General features: G+C 71.5%; 18 protein-coding genes. 3 read left to right on the top strand and 15 right to left on the bottom strand.

Going from position 1 to position 22,404, the window contains the following annotated elements:
- Positions 1-15 precede the first annotated feature (15 nt).
- Positions 16-3,351: a S8 family peptidase gene (locus O3438_RS08470; RefSeq protein ID WP_269679424.1), complete on the top strand. Its 3,336-nt coding sequence runs from the start codon at positions 16-18 to the stop codon at positions 3,349-3,351.
- 52 nt (positions 3,352-3,403) lie between these two features.
- Here the strand turns inward: O3438_RS08470 and O3438_RS08465 are convergent, their stop codons facing one another.
- The 5 genes from O3438_RS08465 to O3438_RS08445 all read right to left on the bottom strand — a co-directional run bounded on the left by O3438_RS08465 (position 3,404) and on the right by O3438_RS08445 (position 7,485).
- A complete protein-coding gene (locus O3438_RS08465) occupies positions 3,404-3,898 on the bottom strand; it encodes a DUF2231 domain-containing protein (RefSeq protein WP_269679423.1) in 495 nt (164 codons plus the stop codon).
- Between the two features lie 145 nt (positions 3,899-4,043).
- A complete protein-coding gene (locus O3438_RS08460) occupies positions 4,044-4,679 on the bottom strand; it encodes a LysE family translocator (protein WP_269679422.1) in 636 nt (211 codons plus the stop codon).
- 2 nt (positions 4,680-4,681) lie between these two features.
- Positions 4,682-5,428 (bottom strand): metallophosphoesterase, encoded by a 747-nt coding sequence (locus O3438_RS08455; protein ID WP_269679421.1) that lies wholly within the window; start codon positions 5,426-5,428, stop codon positions 4,682-4,684.
- A gap of 88 nt (positions 5,429-5,516) precedes the next feature.
- Positions 5,517-6,557 carry an SEC-C metal-binding domain-containing protein gene (locus O3438_RS08450; protein WP_269679420.1) on the bottom strand — a complete coding sequence of 347 codons (1,041 nt, stop codon included), beginning with the start codon at positions 6,555-6,557 and terminating at the stop codon, positions 5,517-5,519.
- 97 nt (positions 6,558-6,654) lie between these two features.
- Positions 6,655-7,485, bottom strand: a complete 831-nt coding sequence (locus tag O3438_RS08445) for an NmrA family NAD(P)-binding protein (protein ID WP_269679419.1) — start codon at positions 7,483-7,485, stop codon at positions 6,655-6,657.
- Positions 7,486-7,587: 102 nt separating this feature from the next.
- Here O3438_RS08445 and O3438_RS08440 point away from each other — a divergent pair, with 102 nt between their 5' ends.
- The gene (locus O3438_RS08440; RefSeq protein ID WP_269679418.1) at positions 7,588-8,514 is read left to right on the top strand and encodes an AraC family transcriptional regulator; all 927 of its coding nucleotides are present in this window, start codon (positions 7,588-7,590) and stop codon (positions 8,512-8,514) included.
- Between the two features lie 142 nt (positions 8,515-8,656).
- The gene (locus tag O3438_RS08435) at positions 8,657-10,726 is read left to right on the top strand and encodes a phosphocholine-specific phospholipase C (protein WP_269679417.1); all 2,070 of its coding nucleotides are present in this window, start codon (positions 8,657-8,659) and stop codon (positions 10,724-10,726) included.
- Positions 10,727-10,971: 245 nt separating this feature from the next.
- Here O3438_RS08435 and O3438_RS08430 read toward each other — a convergent pair whose 3' ends face one another.
- From O3438_RS08430 to O3438_RS08385, 10 genes are all read right to left on the bottom strand, one after another.
- Positions 10,972-12,207 carry a hypothetical protein gene (locus O3438_RS08430; RefSeq protein ID WP_269679416.1) on the bottom strand — a complete coding sequence of 412 codons (1,236 nt, stop codon included), beginning with the start codon at positions 12,205-12,207 and terminating at the stop codon, positions 10,972-10,974.
- Positions 12,208-12,254: 47 nt separating this feature from the next.
- Positions 12,255-13,091: an aldo/keto reductase gene (locus O3438_RS08425; protein WP_269679415.1), complete on the bottom strand. Its 837-nt coding sequence runs from the start codon at positions 13,089-13,091 to the stop codon at positions 12,255-12,257.
- Positions 13,088-14,890 (bottom strand): glycoside hydrolase family 15 protein, encoded by a 1,803-nt coding sequence (locus O3438_RS08420; protein ID WP_269679414.1) that lies wholly within the window; start codon positions 14,888-14,890, stop codon positions 13,088-13,090. Before O3438_RS08420 ends, O3438_RS08425 begins: the two co-directional genes overlap by 4 nt.
- A 3-nt stretch (positions 14,891-14,893) precedes the next feature.
- Positions 14,894-15,370: a hypothetical protein gene (locus O3438_RS08415; RefSeq protein ID WP_269679413.1), complete on the bottom strand. Its 477-nt coding sequence runs from the start codon at positions 15,368-15,370 to the stop codon at positions 14,894-14,896.
- 161 nt (positions 15,371-15,531) lie between these two features.
- Positions 15,532-16,254: a hypothetical protein gene (locus tag O3438_RS08410; RefSeq protein ID WP_269679412.1), complete on the bottom strand. Its 723-nt coding sequence runs from the start codon at positions 16,252-16,254 to the stop codon at positions 15,532-15,534.
- A gap of 128 nt (positions 16,255-16,382) precedes the next feature.
- The gene (locus O3438_RS08405; protein ID WP_269679411.1) at positions 16,383-17,597 is read right to left on the bottom strand and encodes an exonuclease domain-containing protein; all 1,215 of its coding nucleotides are present in this window, start codon (positions 17,595-17,597) and stop codon (positions 16,383-16,385) included.
- 14 nt (positions 17,598-17,611) lie between these two features.
- Entirely contained in the window at positions 17,612-18,307 is a 696-nt protein-coding gene (locus O3438_RS08400; protein ID WP_269679410.1) for a DUF6218 family protein, read from the bottom strand.
- A 131-nt stretch (positions 18,308-18,438) separates the two neighbouring features.
- On the bottom strand, positions 18,439-18,879 hold the full coding sequence (locus tag O3438_RS08395; RefSeq protein WP_269679409.1) for a hypothetical protein: 441 nt from the start codon (positions 18,877-18,879) through the stop codon (positions 18,439-18,441).
- Complete coding sequence (locus tag O3438_RS08390) at positions 18,876-21,329, bottom strand: AAA family ATPase (protein WP_269679408.1); 2,454 nt, start codon at positions 21,327-21,329, stop codon at positions 18,876-18,878. The genes O3438_RS08395 and O3438_RS08390 overlap by 4 nt, the downstream gene beginning before the upstream one ends.
- Before the next feature lie 82 nt (positions 21,330-21,411).
- Entirely contained in the window at positions 21,412-22,305 is an 894-nt protein-coding gene (locus O3438_RS08385) for a hypothetical protein (protein WP_269679407.1), read from the bottom strand.
- Between the last annotated feature and the right edge of the window lie 99 nt (positions 22,306-22,404).

Here is a 22,404-nt window from a genome sequence, read left to right as displayed (position 1 = left end):
TAGACGAGGAGCACCATGCTCAGGAGAACGCGGTGGCTGATGGCGGTTGCCGTCACGGCCACGACGCTGACCGCCCTACCGGGCGGCTCGGCCACAGCCGGCGGCATCGACCGACCCGGCGCACCCGCCGCCTCGACCGACGGCAGGACGCACACCGTCACCCTGCTGACCGGCGACGTGGTGACCGTCCACAGCAACGGCTCGGGCTGCCCGCAGGCCACGATCCGACCGGTCGACGAGAACGCGGTGATCAACCAGACCTGCGGCCCCGACGGTCACCTGCACGTCGTCCCCGCCCGCGTCGCGTCCCAGGTCGGCTCGGTCCTCGACCCCGACCTGTTCGACGTCACCACGCTGGTCGCCGACGGGTACGACGACGACAATTCCGCCGAGCTGCCGCTCATCGTGCAGCCCGCCACCGCGTCCGCCCGCGTCGCCGCCCTCGGCGACGTGCTGCCGTTACCCAGCATCGGCGCGGTCGCCGGCCGCGTACCCAAGAAGAGCCCGGCCACCGCGAAGCTGGCGACGAACTCGCTGCTCGCCGGCGCGAAGAAGGTCTGGCTCGACCGCAAGGTCCGCGCCACCGCCCTGCCCGCCGGCGCGAAGCCCGCCGGCCTGGACCGTAACCTCACCCAGATCGCCGCACCGGACGCCTGGAAGGCCGGCTACACCGGCAAGGGCACCACCGTCGCGGTGCTCGACACCGGTGCCGACTTCACCCATCCGGACCTGGTCGGGCGGGTCGCCGACCGGGCCGACTTCACCGCCGAGGGCGGCGACGCCGTCGACCACAACGGCCACGGTACGCACGTCGCCTCGACCATCGCCGGCACCGGTGCCGCCGCACACGGCCAGCGTCGCGGTGTGGCGCCCGACGCCAAGCTGCTGATCGGCAAGGTCCTCGACGACCACGGCTACGGCGACGACTCCGGCATCATCGCGGCCATGGAGTGGGCCGCCCCCCGCGCCGACGTCATCAACATGAGCCTCGGCGGCAGCGACGCCGACGACGGCAACGACCCGCTCTCGCTCGCCGTCGACGGCCTGAGCAAGTCCACCGGTACGCTGTTCGTCATCGCCGCCGGCAACAGCGGCGCGCAGATCTCCTCGCCCGGGTCGGCCGCCAGCGCGCTCACCGTCGGCGCCGTCGACAGTGACGACAAGCTCGCCGACTTCTCCAGCCGCGGACCGCTGGTGAACAGCCACGCGGCCAAGCCGGAGCTGGTCGCGCCCGGCGTCGACATCGTCGCCGCACGGGCCGCCGGCACCAACCTCCAGGACCCGATCGACGAGCACTACGAGGCGATCAGCGGCACCTCGATGGCCAGCCCGCACGCGGCGGGCGCCGCCGCGCTGCTCGCCCAGCGCCACCCGGACTGGACCGGCCAGCAGCTCAAGGCCGCCCTAGTCGGCGCGGCCGACCCGCTGACCGGCGTCGACGCGTACGCCGTCGGAGCCGGCCGGCTCAACACGGCCCGGGCCCTCGGCGGCCCGACCAGCAACCAGCCGGTGGTCAACCTCGGCACGTTCGCGTACCCGCAGTCGGGGACCGGCGAGGCGAAGCTGAGCTGGACCGGTGAGTCGACGGCCGTCCTCGACCTCGACGTGGCGGTGGTCAACCACGACGGCCAGCCGGTGCCTCGCGGCGCGGCGTCGCTGTCGACCAGCCGGGTCACCCTCAAGCGCGGCGCGACCGCCGGTGCGACGGTGCGGATCAACCGCGCGGCGCTGGCCGCCCGGCCCGGGTTCTACCTGGCCACCGTCACCGCCCGCACCGGCCGCAAACTGGTCGCCACCACTCCGGTGAGCTTCTACGTGGAGCCGCCCAGCTACGACCTGACGATCCGGACCAAGCCGATGCCCGGCCTGCGCGACGGTGCCGACGCCTGGATCAACGTCATGGTCGCCAACCTCACCGATCCCCTGCTGTTCTACGGCGGGGGCGGCGGCACGCCCGGGGAGACCTTCACCCTGCGGGTGCCGGCCGGCCGGTACTCGGTGCTCGGCGCGTCGATCGCCTACTACGTCGACAGCGACGTGCAGGAGAGCACCCTCACCGCGGCGGGTGACCTGGACGTGCACGCCGCCCGGAGCGTCACCCTCGACCCGGCGCAGGCCCGGCCGGTCACGGCTACCGTCGACGGGGCGGCCACCACGACCACCCGGACCGACCTCACCACCTTCCAGACCGCTGTGAACGGCCTGCCGTGGTGGCACCAGATCAGCGGGTTCGGGGTGGCCACGGCGGTCCGCAGCGTGGCGGTCCCGAAGCCCACCATCGGATCGCGGCGCACCTGGGCGGCCGTCAACATGGACTCGCCGGCCGGCACCGCGAAGCCGTACCGCTACAACATCGTCCACGAGTACGCCGACGGCGTGCCGGCCGACCCGTCGTTCCGGGTGACCAGGGCGGAGCAGGCCCGGCTGGCCCGCATCGACGAGACGTTCCACCAGACCGACTCGCCGGAGATGTACACCACGTTCGTCCGCCTCGGCGAGACCCCCGACGGGGTGCCGGTGACCCAGACCTTCGAGGGCGTCATGCCGCCGAGCCGGACGTCGTACCTCTCACCGGAGATCGTCTGGGCCGACCAGGGTGTCTACGGCGGACTGGGGGCCATGGAGGCGCCGCGCCAGTACCGACCGGGCAGCCGGCAGTCGAAGGTCTGGGCGCGGCAGCCGCTGCACTCCGACTGGTACGACGACCCGGCCGGTGACGGCTGGAGCTGCGCCACCCCGCCGTCGCGGACCCGGGGAAACCTGCACCTGGACATGGTGACGCTGACCGACCAGCACCAGCGGGCCGACTGCCTCCAGGGCGAGGCGATCGGCGTGAAGCGCACGCTGTCGCTGTACCGCAACGGCAAGCTGGTCGACCAGAGCGACCGGCCGGTCGCCGACTTCACGGTGCCGCAGGCGATGGCCGACTACCGGCTGACCTTCGACGTCGACACCAGCCTCATCCTGCCCATCTCGACCAAGGTCAACACCTCGTGGACGTTCCGGTCCGCCGGCCCTGACGGGACCGGGAGCGTGCCGCTGCCGCTGCTCGCCGTCGACTACGCCCTGCCGATGGACCACGACAACCACCCGGTCGACGGCACGGCCGAGCTGGCCGTCCGGCAGGCGCACGGCGTGAAGACACAGAAGGTGACGTCGTTCCAGGTCTGGACCTCGACCGACGACGGCGCCACCTGGAAGACCGCACGGGTCACCGGGAGCGGCGACACCTACCGGGTCGCGCTGCCGAAGGCCACCACCGGGCAGGCCGTCTCGCTGCGGGTGAAGGCCACCGCCAACGGCGGTAGCGGGATCGACCAGACCATCATCAGGGCGTACCGCGCCGGCTGACGGTCAACACGATGGTGTCGGCCCGGCTCCGGCCGGGCCGACACCCCAGCCGTCACTGACCCTCCCAGACCGCCTTCGCGCCGGAGTCGCCAGTGCGGATCACGTAGTACACGGCGATGCCGGCGGCGATCACCGAGAGCACCTGCAACGCGAGGGTCAGCGGTCGAGAGGGGCGTCCGTCGGCACCCGCCTCGGCGGCGCGCGGCGCGACGAACCAGACCAGTGCCAGCGCCACGATCCCCAACAGGATCGCGGCCCAGAGCGTGATGTCGCCGAACTCCTGGTGCGTCTCCAACGTCGGGAGGAACTCGGGGGTCACCCGGTTGGCGGCACGCATGCGCTCGAAGAAGGCGTCGCCGGTGAGCTTCGCCAGCAGGGCCGCGATCGGCGCACCCACCGCGAGCAGCCCCAGCACCCACCGGGTGTGCGGCCGGATCAGCGGGACGAGCGCGTAGCCGATCGTCAGGAGCGCCAGCAGCGGCACGAACACGACAGCGGCGTGCAGCACCAGCGGATGGGCGGGGATGCCCATGAACTCCTCGAACATCGGCGTCTCCTCACATCGGTCGGACGTCGATCGTCCGGGAATGGACGCTATCGGTACCAGCTGGGCGTGTCACTCCCCAAGATTGCCACCAGCGCCCGTCCCGGTCGGCCCAGCTGCCGCGCCGCGCTCCGCCGGGCCGGCACACTCAGGTCGTCGCCGCGCGAAAACCGAGACCGAGCAGGATCACGCCGGTCAGCCGATCGAGCCTTCGTCGCACCGATGCGGTGCGGAGCAACCGGACGGCGGCACCGGAGACGACGGTCCAGCCGGCGAGCCAGCAGGTGGCCAGGGCGGCGTGCGCCGTGGCGAGAAGCATCATCGGCACCAGCACCGGTCGGCCCGGTTCGAGGAACTGCGGTGCCAACGTGAGGTAGACGGCGGCGGCCTTCGGGTTCAACACGTTGCCGAGCAACCCCTGCAGATACGGGCGGTCCACGCGCCAGGGCAGCCTTCGGGCGGGAACCGTCGGTCGCCGTCCGGCCTCCGTGCGCCGGCGCGACGCGGACCAGAGCATCCAGAACCCGAGCCCGACCAGATAACCGGCCCCGACCAGCTTGACCACCCAGAACGCCTGCGACGAGCGGAGCACCAGCGCGGCCAGGCCGACAGCGGCCAGCGTGGCGTGTACGTAGAGCCCGGTCACCGTACCCAGGATCACCCACCAGCCGTGCCGCCGCCCACCGGCGGCGACCCGTGAGACGACAAGCGTCAGGCTCGCGCCCGGCGTGGCGGTGATCGGCGCGACGGCGACCAGGAAACCGAGGACAGCGACTCCCCGCATGCTCAGACCACCACCCGGTAGTGGGTGGTGAGCAGTCCGGCGTCGTCGTACACGTGGAACGCGACGCCGGGCGGCTGGGTCTGGGTCGCCAACGGTCCCTCGCCCTCCCAGGGCATCCGAAGCGTGGAGACCACACCCGGAGCGATCCGCAGCGGGCGGCCCGCGAAGGTGCTCGCGGCGGCGGTGTGGAAGTGCCCGGTCAGCACGGCGACGACCTGCGGATGCGTGGCGACCAGCTCGGCCAGGGGCTCGGCCCGCAGCAGCCGCATCGGATCGATGACCGGGTGGTGCAGCACCACCGGCGGGTGGTGGAAGGCGATGAACGTCGGCGTCTCGCGTGGCACCGAACCCAGTTCGTCAGCGAGCCACGTCATGGTCTCCTCGTCCAGGTGGCCGTCGTCCTCGCCAGGCACGGACGAGTCGGCGAGGAGGAAGACCGCGCCGGCCACGTCGTGCCGGGTGTTGATCGGGCCGGTGCCGCCACGTTCGTCGCCCAGCAGACCCTTGCGGTACGCGTCGCGCACGTCGTGGTTGCCAGGACAGACCAGGACCGGCAGCGGGGAGTCGAAGAGCTTCGCGGCGGTCTCGTACTCGGCCACCTCGCCGTGGTCGGCGACGTCCCCGGTGATCAGGATCGCGTCGACCTGTCGTGGCAGGCCGTGCAGGTAGTCCATGACCCGGGCGGTCCGCTCGGCAGATCGGGGATGGCTGTCGAGGTGGGTGTCACTGAGATGCGCGATGACCAGCACGAAGGTTCTCCTAACGGCTATCGAGGTCCAGCCGTCAGGGACGCTACTCTCCGCCAACTCGGCCGCCGCAGGGCGATCGCTGTGCTGGTCAGCTCCGGGAGCGCGGCAGACAGTCCTTCTTGTACTTCAGGCCGGAGCCGCACCAACAGGCGTCGTTGCGCTCGGGTGGCCACGGGATGCGCGCGCTGGGCCGCGCCGACACCTCGGCCGCGTACCCCGCCCGGACGCCCGCGTCGGTCGGGTCGCCGTCACGTCGACCGGCGAACGCGTTCAGCCCGGCCACCGTCGCGCCGAACACGCCCAGTCCGGCCTGACCGGCGCTCCTGAGCCGAACCAACTCCTTCTCCAACCGGCCCCGGTGCGCGTCCCAGTCCCTGCCGTACACCTCGGCGAGGGCGGGATGCTCGGAGATCAACGTGTCGAACTCGGCCCGTGGCCAGAAGAGCAGGTCGGACTCGGCGTCCCTGCGTTCGCCGGCCCGGCGTACGAGCTGCGTCTCCAGCCGGTCCGCCAGGTCGTCCTGCCGGTCGTGCGGCAGGTTGAGATTGCGGCGTACCCGATGCCGTTGTTGCAGCAGGAAGAAGGTCACACCGGGCGCGTCCGGCGGACCGAGGTCGACCACCGGGTCGGTCGCGGTGATCGCCGACGCCCCGCCGGCCGCACGATCGCCGAGCACGGAGTCGACAGCCTCACTCAGCCACGTCTCGGCGATCGCCGAACGACCACCGGCGTCCAGTGCCGCGCTGACGTAGGCGGGGGCGTCGGGCTGCGTGAGCAGCAACGGACGCAGGGCGGTCAACTCCGCCATCGCCTCATCGTCCTGACCGCCGGCCCGGAACAGCGCGCGGGCCCGCAGCGCCCGGGCGAACCCGGCCCGCGGGTCGTCGCCGGACGGGTACGCCGCCACGGCCTGCTCCGCGTAGCGCAGGGCCGCCTCGGGCCGCGCCCGGATCTCGGCGATCTCGGCGGCCAGCGTCAGGGCGTCCCCGGCATCGTCGGGATCCTCCAGCCGGCCCTGCTCGGCCGCCTCCGCGAGGTCGGCGGCGACACCGAGCGGGTTGGCCGTCCCGAGCGCCGAGCGGCGGAGTTCAGCGAGGTCAGCCTTGGTGAGTACGTCTCTCGTCGGCACGATCTCACGGTACGTCGGGGTGCGCGCGGTATGCGGGCAGATCACCTGTTACGCCGCTCTCACACCGCCGCAGCCGCGACCAAACGTGCCGGGCGGACTACGACCACGCGCCGGCCGCCGCCGCCCGGACGGCGTAGCTGTCGAAGTCGAGCGCGTCCCGGCCCAGCACCCGACGTACCCCGTCGGCGGGTTCGGCGAGATGGCCCGCGCGCATCCCCGCGAACAGGAGGTTGAGCCCCGAGGCCGTCTCCTCCGGATAACCCTCGGCGAGCAGTTCGGCGTGGTACTCCTGCGGGGTCACCTCCACGTAGCTGATCGAACGACCGGTCACCCGGGCGATCGCCGCCACCGCCGCGGCGAAGGTGAGTGCCCGAGGACCCGACACGTCGTACACCTGTTCGTGATGGTCGGGGGAGGTCAGGAGCGTCGCGGCCACCTCGGCGATGTCCTGGACGTCGACGAAGGGCTCCGGGGTGACGCCGATCGGCAGGGCCAGTCGGCCGTCGAGCAGCGGTTGGCGCCACAGGTCCTCGCTGAAGTTCTGACTGAAGTTGTTCGCCCGGATGATCGACCACCGGACGCCGGACGCCCGCACGGCCGTCTCCGCGGCGAGCATGCCGGGGGAGAAGTCACCGAACTGGTCGATCCCGCGTCCGGACAGCGCCACGATCCGGCGCACACCCGAGTCGACCGCCTGCGTCACGAAGTCGGCGGCCAGCGTCGGATCCTCCGGGGCCAGCAGGTAGACCGCAGAGCTGCCGGCCAGAGCCGGCTTCCAGGTGTCACGCCGCGACCAGTCGAAGCGCACCTCGCCCGAGCGGGAGGCCGCCCGGGCGTGCTGGCCCGCCGCCCGGAGCGTCGGCACCAACCGGCGGCCCGTCTTACCGGTACCGGCCATCACGAGTATCGACTGCGCGTCCGTCGTCATGACCACGAGTCAACTCGACCGGCCATGATCGGCCCATGTGCTGTCGTACACCGGGCATGTGTGATCGTCCGAGCGCCGTCATCCGGATCTATCGTCGGTGTCATGGACCCGTTCGACAGTCTGCTGCGGAGCGTGCACGCGGACGGCGCGGCCTTCGGCCGTTCCGTCCTGACACTGCCCTCGGCGCTGCGGTTCACCGACGGCGCCCCGCTGACGCTCTGTGTCCCGCTGCGCGGCGAGGGTTGGCTCTCCCACCCCGAGAGCGACAAGCCCCACCTGGTACGGGTCGGGGAGGTCGCCGCCGCGCGCGGCCCGGCACCGTTCACCTTCTCCGCCGAGCCGCGATCGAGCTTCCGGCCGGGGGAACTCCGGGACGTCCGGCGTGGCCAGACCGGGGCGGTCGACTCGACGGGCGCGGACCAGACCGAACGTCTCGTGCTGCTCGTCGGGGTGTACCACGTTCGAGGTCGGGTTCCCCAACGGCTGCTGGGTGCGCTGCCACCGGTGCTGGTCGTGCCGGACGAGCACGACTGCGCCCCGCTCCGCGACTACCTGGACGCACAGCTCGACGCCGGCCGGCCCGGCCGCCAGATCGTGCTCGACCGCCTGCTGGACTGGTTGTTGGTGTGCACCGTGCGGGACTGGTTCGACCAACCCGACGCCGAGCCCCCCGGCTGGTACCGCGCGCTGAGCGACGACACCGTCGGCCCGGTGCTGCGCGCCATGCACGACGCACCGGGCCGGCCGTGGACCCTCGCCAGCCTGGCCGCGCAGGCCGGAGTCTCCCGGTCCACACTGGCGAAGCGGTTCACCGACCTGGTCGGCGAGCCACCGCTGACCTACCTCACCGACTGGCGGATGACCCTGGCCGCCGACGTGCTGACCGAATCGACGGCGACGGTCGCCGCCGTCGCACACCAACTGGGGTACGCGGACGCCTTCGGCTTCAGCGCGGCCTTCAAGCGGGTCCACGGGCTCAGCCCGAGCGGGCACCGCCGGCTCACCCGGAGCGGCGACCAGGCGGCGTGACCGGCCGACGGCCGCATCGCCGAGGCCCGGAGCCGGTTGTCGAGTGGTCGCAAAACCAACCAACTACGGCCATCTGCCGTCAACCCGTCGTCGGTAGCGTCCGGTCGCCAGTTTCTCGACCAGATCGCACAAAGGCGGAGCTATGGGCACTGTGGACCGGCGTACGTTCCTCAAGGCGATGGGGGTCCCCGCGATCGGCGCGGCGCTCCCGATGGATCTCAGCAAGGCGCTCGCCATCCCGGCGAACAACCGGACCGGCACGATCAAGGACGTCGAGCACGTCATCATCCTGATGCAGGAGAACCGCTCGTTCGACCACTACTTCGGGACCATGCGCGGCGTACGCGGCTTCGGTGACCCCCATCCGGCGACACTGCCGTCCGGGAAGGACGTGTGGCACCAGCCCAACGGGGCCGACGAGCTGCTGCCCTTTCGCCCCGAGGTGAAGGACCTCGGCCAGACCTTCCTGCCGGACCCGCCGCACGGCTGGAACGACGGGCACGCCGCCTGGAACGACGGGCGGTTCGACAAGTGGGTGCCGAACAAGGGCGTCACGGCGATGACCTACCACACCCGCCAGGACCTGCCCTACCACTACGCGCTCGCCGACGCGTTCACCGTCTGCGACAGCTACCACTGCTCACTGATGGGGCCGACCGACCCGAACCGCTACCACATGTGGAGCGGCTGGGTCGGCAACGACGGCAAGGGCGGCGGCCCGGTCATCACCAACGCCGAGGCCGGCTACGACTGGTCGACCTACCCGGAGCGCCTGGAGCGCAACGGCATCTCCTGGAAGATCTACCAGGACGTCGGCACCGGCCTCACCGCCGCCGGCTCCTGGGGGTGGACGAACGACCCGTACATCGGCAACTACGGCGACAACTCGCTGCTCTACTTCCACCAGTACCAGAGCGCGCAGCCCGGCACCCCGCTGGCCGACCGGGCGAAGACCGGCACCGAGATCCGCACGCAGGGCCGCGACCCGGAGGCGCTGCTGGCCGACTTCCGCGCCGACGTCGAGGCGGGACGCCTCCCGCAGGTCTCCTGGATCACCGCTCCCGAGGCGTACACCGAGCACCCGAACTGGGAGCCGGCCTACGGCTCCTGGTACATCTCGCAGGTCATCGACATCCTCGCGTCGAACCCCGAGGTGTGGAGCAAGATGGCGCTCTTCATCACGTACGACGAGGAGGGCGGCTTCTTCGACCACGTGGTCCCGCCGACGCCCCCGCAGAGCCGCGAGCACGGCCAGTCGACGGTGCCCACCACGAACGAGATCTTCCCCGGCGACGCCGACCACCCAGCCGGGCCCTACGGCCTCGGCATCCGCGTACCCATGGTCATCGTCTCGCCGTGGACGCGCGGCGGCTACGTGAACTCGCAGGTCTTCGACCACACCTCGCTGATCAAGTTCCTGGAGGCGCGGTTCGGGCACGGCCGCCCGGACCTGATCGAGAAGAACATCACCCCGTGGCGGCGCGCCGTCGTCGGCGACCTCACCAGCGCCTTCGACTTCCGGCACCCCAACCGCTCGCGCGACGTCAGGTTGCCCGACACCGACGACTTCAAGCCCGAGGACCTGGTCCGGCACCCCGACGAGGTGCCGGTGCCGCCGGCCGACCAGCGGCTGCCGAAGCAGGAGCAGGGGGTACGCCCGGCACGCGCGATCCCGTACACCCTGCACGCCGACGGGCGCCGCGACGGCGAATCGCTGCGCATCGACTTCCGCAACACCGGCGGGGCCGCCGCGGTCCTCCAGGTCCGCCAGGCCGGCAGCGCGGACGCCCCGCGCAGCTACACGGTCGAGCCGGGCAAGCACCTGACCGACACCTGGACGATCGGGTCCGGGTACGACCTGTCCGTGCACGGGCCGAACGGCTTCTACCGCCGGTTCACCGGCGGCCGGGCCCACCTCGACATCACCCCCTCCTACGAGGAGCGCAACGACAAGGTGGTCCTCACGCTCAAGAACCCCGGGCCGAAGCGGGTCGAGGTGACCGTCACCGACCGGTACCACTCCCGCCCCGTGAAGCTGTCGCTGCGGCCGGGCCAGACGGAGCGGGCGCACTGGCAGCTGTCCCGCACCCACGGCTGGTACGACCTGACCGTCACCGTCGCGGACGACGCCGACTTCGCCCACCGGTACGCCGGCCACGTCGAGAACGGCAAGGACAGCATCAGCGACCCGTCACTCGGCGGGCTCGTCTAGGACCGGCGTCGCGTCACCCGGGTCCACCATCGGCCCGGGTGACGCCCGCTGTCGGATCGTCGTCTCGTCGCACAGCCCGGACGCCCGCCCCTCCGAGGCGGACGTCTGGTTGAGCGCTATGCCTCTGAGTCATATTTATGCCTCAGAGTCATAACCCTCGTCGCGATGGCCCGCTCGTCCGAGCATCACGCTTCGTAGCGGCCGCGCCGCCGGTCCTGGACAACGGGTAACGCGAAACCGGCTGGCTACGGCACCTCTGCGAGGTACGCCCGCATGGCCTCGCGGCTGCGTGGCAGGCCGTGCTCTGCGACGAGCATGGACACGTTGCCGAACTCCTGCCCGTCGACCAGCCACGGCTCGGTCGACCGGGCCAGCACCTCGGCGAGCCGCCGCTGCCGGGGCGCCAGCGCCACCGCCGGCGTCCCGGCCTCCGCCGGGCCGTCCGGGAACGCGAGTCGCAACGCCGCACCCAGCGCGGTCAACGACCGCTCGCCGCTCACGGTGGGCAGCCGGTCGAGCAGCGCGTCGAAGGCACTCTCGGCGTGCTGCGGCCCGAGCTGCCGCACTGCGAGCGCCGCGTAGCCGCCGAGATCGCCGCCGAGGAACGGCACCCATTCCCCCTCGGCCGGCTCGGCGTCGTCGGACGGCGCCGACGCCCACCTCAACAACTCCTCGGCCGTCGCCGGGTCGGTCGCCGCGCCGAGGACCCGGACCCGACCGATCGCGGCGGCCCAACGGACCAGCGGACGCGCATCGGTCACCCACCGCACGTCCGGCGTAGCGCCGAGCAGCCCCGAGGCCACCAGCATGGTCGCCACCTCACCGGGCGTCGACGCGACGTCCGGGGCCCGAGCGGCGTCGACCGCGCGGGCCAGCGCGGCCACGCTGCCGTCGGCCTCCTCCGGAAACCAGGCGAGGGTGTACGCCGCGACCGTGCGCACGCCCGGATCGGAGTGCTCCAGCAGGGTGCGGAACACGGGAACCCCGGCGCGCACCGCGTCGTAGGTCGCCACCTCGACGTACGCCCACAGCCGACCCTGATCCGCCTCGGACAGCGACTCGACGTAGGCGTACTCGACGTACTCCTTCTGCGACTCGTCCTCGCCGGTCCACGGCGGCGGCTTCGCCGCGAGCAACTCCCGACCGCCCTCGGCGGCCCGGCGGTATTCGGCCACCGGGAAACCCTCCGGCAGGACACCCTCGTCGTAGCCGACGGCCAGGACGCTCAGCAGCCCGAGCACCGACGCCGGGTCCGGGGTGGTCGGATCGCCGAGCATTTCCAGCAGGAACGGCACCGCGTACGCGCTCGCCTCGAACCGGTTGCCCTGGTGGAAGACGTTGGTGTAGAGGTCACCCAACGCCTCGTCCCGGGTCGCCGGATCGGGGGAGAGCAGGGCACGCAGTTGGCCGGGCACGTCGTCGGCCGCCCCGTAGGCGTGGCCCAGCCGCGCCCAGTCGATGTCGTCAAGTCCGTCGAGCACGCCCCATGCTCTCCCGACCCCCTGACCATCCTGTGGGGTGGGTCTCCTCAGAACTCCTCGTACACCGCCGGGTCCTGATCGGAGAGCCGCCCGTCCGGGCGGCCCAGCGCGGTGATGGCCTCCACCTGCGCGTCGGTGAGCGTGATGCCGAAGACGTCGAGATTCTCGACCTGCCGCTGCGGCGACGCGGCCTTGGGCAGCGGGATCACCCGACGGGCCACGTGCCAGGCGAGGATGGTCTGCGCCGGGCTGACGCCGTGGGCGTTCGCGATCTCCACGATGACGGGGTGCTGCTGAAGGTCGTTGCCGTGGCCGAGCGGGCTCCAACCCTGCATCAGGATCCCCCGCTCGCGGTGGTAGTCGAGCGCCTCCTGCTGCGGGAAGTACGGGTGCACCTCGATCTGGTTGACCACCGGGGCCACCCCGGTCTCGGCCACCAACCGCTCGATGTGCTCCGGCAGGAAGTTGGAGAGCCCGATGTGCCGCACCAGACCGCGTTCGCGCGCCTCGATCAGCGCCCGCCACGCCTGCGCGTACAGGTCTTCCTTGGGGTTCGGCCAGTGGATCAGGTAGAGGTCGACGTGGTCGAGGCCGGTGCGGAAGACACTCTCCTCGATGGTGGTCAGCGCCTCGTCGTAGCGGTGGTGCCGCCCTGGCAGCTTCGAGGTGACGACCAACTCGTCCCGCACGTCTCCCGCCGAACGGGCGGCCCGACCGACGGCCCCCTCGTTCTCGTAGTTCACCGCCGAGTCGAGCAACCGGTAACCCGCCCGGATCGCGTGCCCGATCGCGTCGACGCCCGCCGAACCGTTCAACTGGTACGTCCCGAGCCCGATCGCCGGCAGGGCGGTGCCGTCGGCAGCCGTCAGATGGGGAATCGTCATGATCGGAACCCTACCCGCGTCGGGGCGTCCCGGATGGCGAGCGCAGCCTGGATCAACGCGGCGTGCGTCAGCGTCTGGGGGTAGTTGCCGAGGTGGGCACCCGTCGCGGGATCCACCTCCTCGGCGTAGAGCCCGAGTGGGCTGGCGTAATCGACAATGGCCTGGAACAGCTCGACGGCCTCGCCGCGACGCCCGGTGCTGGCAAGCCCCTGCACGAGCCAGAACGAGCAGGGCAGGAACGCACCCTCGGTGCCGGGGAGCCCGTCCCGCCCGGCCGGGTAGCGGTAGAGCAGCGGACCGCCGGCGGACAGTCGGTCCCGGATGGCGTCGATCGTGCCGCGTACCCGGTGTGAATCGGTCGGGTCCACGCCGAGCAGCGGCAGGACCAGCAGGGCCGCGTCGAGATCCGGGGAGCCGTAGGTGCGGACGTAGCTGCCCGCCGTCGGGTCGAAGCCGCGCGTGCGGACCTCGGCGGCGATGGCATCGCGGGCTTCCTGCCAGCGTCGACGTTGACGCTCGGGCACGGGGTGCGTGTCCGCGATGGCCAGGGCACGGTCCACGGCGAGCCAGCCCATGAGCTTGGAGTGGACGTGTTGGGCGGGCTCGCGTACCTCCCAGATACCGGCGTCGGGCTCCCGCCAACGTCCGGCGACCACGTCGGCGAAGCCGCGTACCGCCCGCCACGTCTCGGCGGAGAGGCGGTGCCCGGCCTGGGCGAACGCCCACGCTGCGTCGATCACCCAGCCGTACCCGTCGAGCTGGTGCTGGCGGGCGGCGTCGTTGCCCATCCGCACCGGCCGACTGTCGAGGTAGCCGGGCCAACCGGGCAGTTCCCGTTCGGCGGGCACGTGCCGGCCGTGCACTGTGAGCAGCGCCGGCAGCCGTGGCCGTTGCAACCGGCTGGCGTGCAGCAGCCACGCGAGGAAGCCCCGGGCCTCGTCGGACTTGCCGACGCTCAGGAAGGCGCTGACGCCGATGCTGGCGTCGCGGGGCCAGACATAGCGGTAGTCCCAGTTCCGTACCCCACCTGGCTCCTCGGGCAGGGACGTCGTCGGCGCGGCCACCGGCGCTCCCGAGGGCGAGTAGGTCAGCAACCGCAAGGTGAGCAGGCTCCGCACGACGTGGTCCCGGAACGGCAGCCGCTCGTCGATCTCCCCGACCCAGGCCCGCCACCGAGCCTCGTCCTCGGCGAGCAGGTCCCAGGCGGCCGTCGGCTCGACGTGGATCACCGGCTCGCGGTGGGCCACGGCCAGTACGAGAGTGACAGGACGATCCGGCGTGACCGTGATCGGGATGGGCCGACCCGGTTCGAATCTGAACGGGGGAGTGCTGTTCAGCGCGACCGCGAGCGCCCCCCACTCACACACGAGGCCATGGCGCCGCTGCTGCGTTCGGGGCCGACGGTGTCGTGCGCCGAGGCGGGGGTCGAACTCCACCACCGCGTCGACAGCCGCCTGCTCCGCCGTCAGCCGTCGCACGACCAGCGTCGTGGGCAGCAGGCGACCGCTGACCTCGGCCACCATCGCCTCGGTGAGGCACAGCCGGCCGCCGCCCACCGCCCAGGTGGTCTCCAGGGTGGCGGTGTGCTGCCGGTACCGCCGTTCGACGACGGTGGCCGGCCCGGCCGGGCCGACCCGGAACGTTCCGGCGTCCGGGCCCCCGACCAGTCGGCCGAACAGGGGATCACCGTCGAAGCGCGGTACGCAGAGCCAGTCCATGGCGCCGTCACTCGCCACCAGGGCGGCGGTGCGCGTGTCGCCCAGCAGGCCGTAGTCGCTGATCGGCGGCCCGTCAGTCACGAGTCACCTGGGTTGCAGGAGCAGCCCGAGACAGACCCCGTAGACGAGGTGGACGACAACCGTGACCAGCGGGGTCTGGATGCCGTAGTTGAGCGCGAACAGCCCAGGTGGCTCCAACACCGCCGTGCTGGCCGGCCCCGCCCGTTGCGAGGCCATGCGCGGATGGACACCAGGCAGCAGCGGCAGAATCACCGTCAACGCGATCCCGACGTGCACAACCCCGAGCAGCGCCCCGATCCACCAGTTCGCGCGGTGCAACAGCGCGAACGTGGCCGCGTACCCCAGGGCGAAACCCTGACCGGCGCCGAGGTGGAGGAAGAACCCGACGACCCGGGCCCGGTCGGGATCCCCGGTGAGGAAGGCCCCGAGCACCAGAGGGAGGTCGAGCCGGGTGAGACCGGCCAGCTGGGCGGTGATCATCGCCGCGGTGAGCGCCGCGGTGGCGACCAATCCGAACAACGCCCATCCGGCCCAGTCCATCTCAGCAGTCGTCGACGTCGCGGGCGTTCGCGGTCATCGGTCACCCTCCGGCTGAACAGCGTGAATCCCACGGCCCGGACCGGACACCCGCCCACCGGGCGTCCGGTTTCTCACCATATGCCACCGGGCCTGTCGCGCTGACCTGCTCGCCCAGACGTAACTCAAGCAGGATCTCCACCCACGGCCGGCGGTGCCGGTCGCGGCCAGGACGTCGGAGGCGGGCCGAATGCGTGACGGCCGGCCCGCACGGCCAGGGTGGCGAGAGCAGCGTTGGCACCACCTCCGATCACCGCGCCGATACCGAAGGGTGCAACTCGACCGAGCACGATGATCCCCTGCTTGGTCCCGAACTTGGTGATGAAGTGCCTTCCCAGGATCTTGTTGATCTGACGCAACGTCTCGACGGGCACCTTGGCGACCACCTGGCGCCCCCAGTGTTGCCCGGTGCGCTCGGCGACCTTGGTGATGGTGGCCGAGCCGGACCCGCCGAGCATGATCCCCATGACGATCGTCCGGCGCCGTTCGACCTCGTCGATGCGGACGCCGTGGACTTCGGCGATCGAGAGCGCGAAGAGGGCGCTCAGTTGGAGCGAGGACAGAGCTTCGCCGGCCGACAACGCTAGCGCGACGCCCGTGCCGACGCCGGGTGCCGCCGCGGTCCCGCCGACGGCGGCACCCGTCCCGGCCAACGCGCTGACGTACATCCGCTCCAGGTTGCGGATCACCTCCGCCGGCGTCGCCTCCGGGTTGCGCTGGCGGGCCCGGGCGATGTTCTTTTGTACCAGTGGGGTTTGCAGGGCGATCGCCTTGTCCAGCAGGTCGAGGACCCGCTGCCCACGTCCGGCTGCCTCCAGAACCGGTTCGTCGAGGGGATCTTCTGCCATGCCTTGAGCTCCTTCAATCGTCACAACTTAACTGAGTCGCCCACCCCGACCAGCCGAGCGGATCGTGCACCAGATCGTTTGAACGGTGGACGCCGTGCTGGTGGTCGAGCCTGTCGACTGAGTGCGGATTACCGACCGAGGTCGGCGATCATGCGCCGGTACGCGATGGGGTGTACGACCGGAACGCCGTACTGGCGGGCCTTCTTGGCCTTGCCGGACATCGAGTCGGGGTCGGCGGCCACCAGGAGGCGAGTCTTCTTGGTGACGTTGTCACCGACCTGCAGCCCCGCCGCCCGAGCGTCCTCTTCCCAGGACGACCTCGGTGGCTCCATCGCCCCGGTGAAGACCACTAGATCGCCAGCTTGGAGTCGCCAGCTCTTGGCGTGCGGCCGGGCCGCGCCAACGTCACGAGCGGCTTTGAGTGCATGGTCGACGTCGGACGCCTGCAGCCCCAGCAACGAGGCGACCTGGTCCAGGTCATGGCGTTCGGCTGACGTGAGGACGTTGTCCTCCAAGGCCACAGCCGCCAGACTCGCCAGATAGGTGCGGTGCAGGTGGTCGACGTCGACTCGGGCGAGGCCGAGTTCTTCCGCCGTGGCGACGAGCGCGTCCGCTTCACTGACGGAGATATGTCGGTCAAGTAGTGCCTGGTCGAGCAGGTCCAAATACGCGTCACCCTGCGGCTCACGGAGCCGCGGAAGCCGGTCCACCAGACGGGCCAAGAAGTGCTCTTCCCGGTGTCCCGGGCCTCGGCGAGGCACCGGCGCCACCGCTTCGGTAGCCAAGGGCGGCCAAGGGGCCGCCGCAGCGGCGTCAATGAGGGTCGTCCACGGCGGCGGCGTTCCCGCATCCCGCAGATAGTGGGCCAGAAGCTGCGCGGCTGCCCTCGCGTCATGCAGAGCGGAGTGCGCCTGGTGCGGCGGTAACCCTGCCGCGCGACAGCAGTCGTGGAGGCTGCGACCGGCCGACGGGAGGAAGTGCCCGGCCAGCCGCATGGTGCACAACCCCTCTGCCGGGCTGATCGGCGCTTCAATCCGCAGCCGGCGGTATTCGGCGAGGAGAAAAGCGGCGTCGAAGTGCAGGTTGTGAGCGACCAGCACCCTCCCACGAAGGAGGCTGGCGATATGGCCTGCGAGCCGACTGAATTCCGGTGCGCGCCGTACCTCGGCAGCCGAGATGCCGTGGATGAGTTGCGGTCCGAGATCCCGGTCGGGGTTGACCAGGCTGCACCACTCGTGCGTCACCTGCCCGGCGCTGTCGAGGTGGATGACGGCAACCTCGACCACGCGGTCGTGCCAGCTGGTGCGCAGGCCCGTCGTCTCCAGGTCGATAACTGCGTACACGTCGAGTCGACTCCTTAGATCGTGGCCGGAGCGGAGTTGTCGGCGGCGGCGCGCAGTCGGGCCAGCCACCGTGGAGGCAGCGGCTGCGGTTCACCCAGAAGCCGCAGATACTTCCGGCGATACCGCGCCTGTTCGGTGTCCTGCCAGAGTTGAGCGGTCATGGCGACAGCCGACGTCAGGGCCAGCGCCGACCCCGCGACCGGCGAGGCGGCGCGGGGCTGCGCGGCGAGCCGAATCGCCAAATCCTCGTGACCCGGCACCTCGGCGGGCCAGGCGAGCGGGGCCAGCTTCGACGTGGACACCGCACGCTGCCGGTCGACCGCCTCGGCGTAGGCGGCTCGATGCTCAGTGATCTCCGTGAGGAGATCAGGGACGGTCAGCACGTGCCCCCGCAGCGTGCTGACCAATTGCTGTGGCAGTGCGTGGGCGACCCTGTCCAGGATCGCGACCGGAGTCTCCCGGTCCCACCCCACCAGGCACCGCCCCTGCAACATCCACATGATGTGCACAAGCTGGTCGTCCTGCGCGATGTCATCGAGGCGTACCACCCACGCGCCGCCGGCACGCCCGGTCGGGCTGAGCCGCCACACGGCCAGGGCCTCCGCCCCGTCCGCGTCGGGGCCGACGGCGAGAACAGCATGACCACGCGCACCGGGAACGTAGTCAACGGGTATGGCGAGTTCGCTCTCGGATTCCTCGGGTTCTGCCATCCCACGTCCTTCATGATCGAAATCGGGAGCATCACAGTAGGTGTCAACATGGTCACGCCGGCTCAACCGGAGCGGCACCTCAAGACGCGTAGTGTCCACACGCGAGTGGCTGAACAGATCGCATAGCGGGGTCAGAAGGCCGTGGTGACCGAGCGGGGTGCGGGGTTTTGGTTCGTGGTGCGGGCGGTCGGCTCAAGTCGCGTGAGTAAGGTGCTCACCTCGGTGTGCAGCCGCCGCAGCTCCGCCGCCGTGGGGGCCAATTCGTAGCAGTGGTGGTGCGTGGCGGCGGAGAGGCTCGCCCAGGCGAACGCCGTCCGGCGTGCGGTCTCGGTGCCCGGGCCGAGCCGGCCACGCAGCATGAGCTGCTTCGCGCGGCCCTGCCGGCACGCCGCCACTGGCGGCTTCACCCGCCGCCAGTAGGCGTCGATGCCGCCTTCGAGGGCGAGCCGGATCAGGCAGGCGCAGGCCCGGGGCCACCAACCGGCGCTCACCGCCACGACGCCGAGCACACCGGAGCCGCGCAGCAACTGGTCGGCCGCCGCCAGGCAGCGCTGGGGCGTCGGCGCGGTCACGACAGCGCCCCTGCGAGGAAGCGGGCGTCCGCGACCAGTCCGGGCAGGTCCGTCAGGTACGCCCCGTGCACGCCCTCCCGACACGCCTGGTAGGCGTTCACCGCCCGTCGTCCATGCCGGCGGCCGAGCCAGCCGAGCACGTCGCCGCCCTTCTCGGCGTCGTCGAACGCCGCCAGGGCGACGGTGGTGGTGACCCGCCGGGACGCGTCCTCGATGGCCGCCTCGATGTCGGCGTGCGGGACACCCCGCGCGACCCGGGTCCGCCAGACCGTTCGGTGGCAGGCCGCCTCGATCGCGGAGCGGCACAGTTCGGCGACCACCGGCCCGCGTACCTCGGCGGGGATCTCGTCGTTGCGCGCCAACGCGTGCGCATCGTCCAGGTAGCGGGTGACCGGGTCGGAGCCGGGCCGCAACGTCACCACCGACTGCTCCGCCCGGGTCACCTCGACGATGCGGGCGTCGCCGAGGCCGAGCCGGGTGACCGCGTCGGGCAGCCGGGTGTCGTGGGTGAAGACCACCACCTGCCGGTCCTCGGCCAGCTCGGCGAGCACCCGGGCGAGACCGTCCACCTTCGACGGGTCCATGCTCTGCACCGGGTCGTCGACGACGATGAACCGAAACGGGCTCTCCGGGGCGCAGCTGCGTGGCAGGAACGTGGCCAACCCGAGAGCCTGCATCTCACCCTGACTCATCACGCCCAGCGCGGTGCCGTTGTCGGCGCCGTCCACGCTGACCGGGAACACGACCCGCCGCCGGGTGTTCACCCCTTCCAGAGTCATCGCACCCAGCTCGACGTTGCTCTCCTGCCGTAGCTGCGCCCAGATCCGCTGCGAATGCCCGGCGAACGGCGCTACCCGCTCGTTGCGGATCTCCGCACCGACGCCCTTCAGCCAGGCGCGCGCGGCCTTCAACCGGGCCAGGGCCGCCTCCCGCGCCGCAAGCCCGTCGGCGGCGACCACCCACTCGCGCACGTCGGCCGCCGCCGCCCGCCAACCGGTGTCGCGCTGCCGCAGAAACCCCTCGGCGTACGCGCGGGCCGCCTCCGCCGCCGTCACCACCGCCGGGTAGCGCGCGGCCAGGTGGTCGGCCAGGTCGGCAGGCTTCCCGGGTACGCGCCGAAGCGCGGCAACGGCGTCGTGCAGCGCACCGACCGACGTCTCCGACCCCGGGCTCTCGGGAACCGCGAGGTCCTCGATCAGGTGATGCGCCTGCCGCAGCAGAGCGGTGAGCCGAGTCGCCGCGGTCTGGGCGGCGACGCTGCGCTGCCGCAGCTCGGTCAGCGACTGCGCGGCGGCGGCACGCCACCCACCGTCGAGGGTGCCGGTGGCGCAGACCGGACACGACCCGTCGCCCTCGTCCTCATGATGTTCGAGGGCGAGGCGGAGCAGTTCGGCGCTGCGCAACGCGGCCCGGGACCGGCCACCGTCGTAGCGCAGAGCCTCGTTCGCCGCCTCCCGCAGCTGACCGGCCAGCCGGATCACCTCGTCGACCGGCGGCGGGGCGAGGTCGGCGAGTTCCCGGCAGAGCAGTACCTCCCGGTCGGTGGTCGCCTCGTCCGGCTCGTCGAGGATCGCCGTCACCGCGCCGCTGTCGACAGCGCCCCGCCCATGCAGCAGTGCGGCGGTCCGTCGGGCCCGGTCGTCGACGATGTCGGTGAGCGCGTTGGCCAGGGCGGCACGCTGTCCGCGTACCTCCTTGATGGTCGTGTCGTGCGGCCGGGCGGCGCGCAGCAGACGCTGGTCGGCGTCGGTGAGCGCGTCCAGGCCAAGGATCGCGAAGAGCGCGTCGAAGAGCTGGCTCTGCGTGCCGGCGGCCAGCTTGCCCAGCTCGGCGGCGGTGAGGAACGGCCGATACAGCTCCAGTGGACGGGCGAGACCCAACTCGGACAGGCCCGTGTGCCGACCCCGGGCGCTGGTGACCGTCACTTCGGCGTCGGCCAGCTCGGCCCCGACCGGCCAGGCGCGGTGCACCCGGGTCGGCGTGGCCACTCCGTCGACGCGCAGCTCGACGTCGACCCAGCACGGGTCCGGGTTGTGCAGGTTGCGCCAACCCGTACGCCAGACGCTCGTCTTGTCGGCCCACCGGGCGCTGTCACCGGTCAGGGCGAGCTCGACGGCCTCGGCGAAGCTGGACTTGCCGGAGCCGTTGCGGCCCACGACCACTGTGAGGCCCGGACCGGGGTCGATCTGGAGGGTCCGCTCCGGGCCGACGCCGCGGAACCCGGCGACGGTCACCGACTTCAACCAGATCCGCTCTGCCGGACTGTGGTCGGTGGGGGAGCGGAGGTCGAGCCGGGTGGGAGTGCCGGCGAGGGCGGCGGTCAGGTCGTCGTCGCTGGTCAGCGCGGCGAGGACGAGCTCGGCGGTCTCGGTCGGTACGACGTCAGCGGCGGCGAGCCGGTCGAAGATCAGGTCGATCAGGGGTGTGGTGGGCTGCGGAGGCTCGGTCATGGTCGTCTCCAGGCGTGTGGTGTCCGCGGGCCGACGGGTCGTCGGCCCGCCCGGGGTGAGCGGTGGATGTCGGTGCTTCGGGTCAGCGCGCGGGGCGCCACTCGCCGCAGTTCTCCGAGCTGAAGGCGTAGTCGGAGGAGCGGATGGTCACCTGCACCCGTCGGGCGCTGTTGGTGAAGTAGTTGTCGATGGTGTCGCCGGAGCTGTTCTGCCGCTCCCAGTAGCAGCCGTCTACGTCGGTGGTGACGTAGGTGCCGGACTTGATCTCCTTACCGACGCGAAACGTGCCCTCGCCGAAGATTCGACCCTGGGCTGCCAGGTCCACGTCGACCTGCCCGCGTTTCACCGTCTCGCGCCACTCCTTCGCGTACGGGTAGCTGGGGCAGAGGACGAGAGCCGCGTTGATCTCCGGAATCTGCTCACTGCTGGCGGCGAAGCCGGCCTCCACGTACGTGTCCTCGGGGTCGACGGCGGCGCACATTTCGTACAGGGTGGTGATGTCCCCGTCCTCGTACTTCGACGTCTTCAGTGCGGTCTTCTCGGTGTCGGTCACGGGGTAGATCTCCGCCTGGGCGTCGCAGGACGTCGGCTTCGCCGCCCACACCTCACTGAAGTCCGGCCGGCCGTCCTTGCCGGGCCGCACCGTGAGCAGCGCATCCCAGTCGTTGCCCGTGTCGCACTCCAGGCTGACCGGGGGCTGTTGCGGGGTGTTATTGGGATCGTCGGGATAGGTGTCGCTGGAGTCGGGGATGCCGTCGGCGTCCCGATCCGGCGGCGGGGTCGGAGTCGGCGACGCGCTGGCGGACGCCGACGTGCTCGGGGAAGCCGTCGCCGCCGTGGTGGGGCGGCTCTCGTCAACGCAGCCCGCGAGTGCCGTGGCCAGCAGGGCAGTAGTGAGGAGCACGCCGGAGGAGCGGACCGTGGGGCGCAGGTGGATGGTCCGGGTGATGGTGCCGTACGGCTGGGAAAGGGCCATTGTCGTCTCCGCAGGCAGGGAGGTCCGCGGCGAAGGGCCAGTCGGACGCGTGATGGGAGTCAGACGCTGTGGAGTTGATGACGCAGACGAATCAGCCAG

It is taken from the genome of Micromonospora sp. WMMC250 (assembly GCF_027460215.1).
Lineage (GTDB): Bacteria > Actinomycetota > Actinomycetes > Mycobacteriales > Micromonosporaceae > Micromonospora > Micromonospora taraxaci.
This window is presented reverse-complemented; position numbering and strand designations above follow the sequence as displayed.

Bases quoted from the DNA above. Each gene is read 5' to 3' on its own strand.
- O3438_RS08435 (WP_269679417.1), top strand. From the start codon at position 8,657: ATGGGCACTGTGGACCGGCGTACGTTCCTCAAGGCGATGGGGGTCCCC.
- O3438_RS08445 (WP_269679419.1), bottom strand. From the start codon at position 7,485: ATGACGACGGACGCGCAGTCGATACTCGTGATGGCCGGTACCGGTAAG.
- O3438_RS08415 (WP_269679413.1), bottom strand. From the start codon at position 15,370: ATGGACTGGGCCGGATGGGCGTTGTTCGGATTGGTCGCCACCGCGGCG.
- O3438_RS08410 (WP_269679412.1), bottom strand. From the start codon at position 16,254: ATGGCAGAAGATCCCCTCGACGAACCGGTTCTGGAGGCAGCCGGACGT.
- O3438_RS08470 (WP_269679424.1), top strand. From the start codon at position 16: ATGCTCAGGAGAACGCGGTGGCTGATGGCGGTTGCCGTCACGGCCACG.
- O3438_RS08460 (WP_269679422.1), bottom strand. From the start codon at position 4,679: ATGCGGGGAGTCGCTGTCCTCGGTTTCCTGGTCGCCGTCGCGCCGATC.
- O3438_RS08390 (WP_269679408.1), bottom strand. From the start codon at position 21,329: ATGACCGAGCCTCCGCAGCCCACCACACCCCTGATCGACCTGATCTTC.
- O3438_RS08385 (WP_269679407.1), bottom strand. From the start codon at position 22,305: ATGGCCCTTTCCCAGCCGTACGGCACCATCACCCGGACCATCCACCTG.
- O3438_RS08440 (WP_269679418.1), top strand. From the start codon at position 7,588: ATGGACCCGTTCGACAGTCTGCTGCGGAGCGTGCACGCGGACGGCGCG.
- O3438_RS08425 (WP_269679415.1), bottom strand. From the start codon at position 13,091: ATGACGATTCCCCATCTGACGGCTGCCGACGGCACCGCCCTGCCGGCG.
- O3438_RS08465 (WP_269679423.1), bottom strand. From the start codon at position 3,898: ATGTTCGAGGAGTTCATGGGCATCCCCGCCCATCCGCTGGTGCTGCAC.
- O3438_RS08400 (WP_269679410.1), bottom strand. From the start codon at position 18,307: ATGGCAGAACCCGAGGAATCCGAGAGCGAACTCGCCATACCCGTTGAC.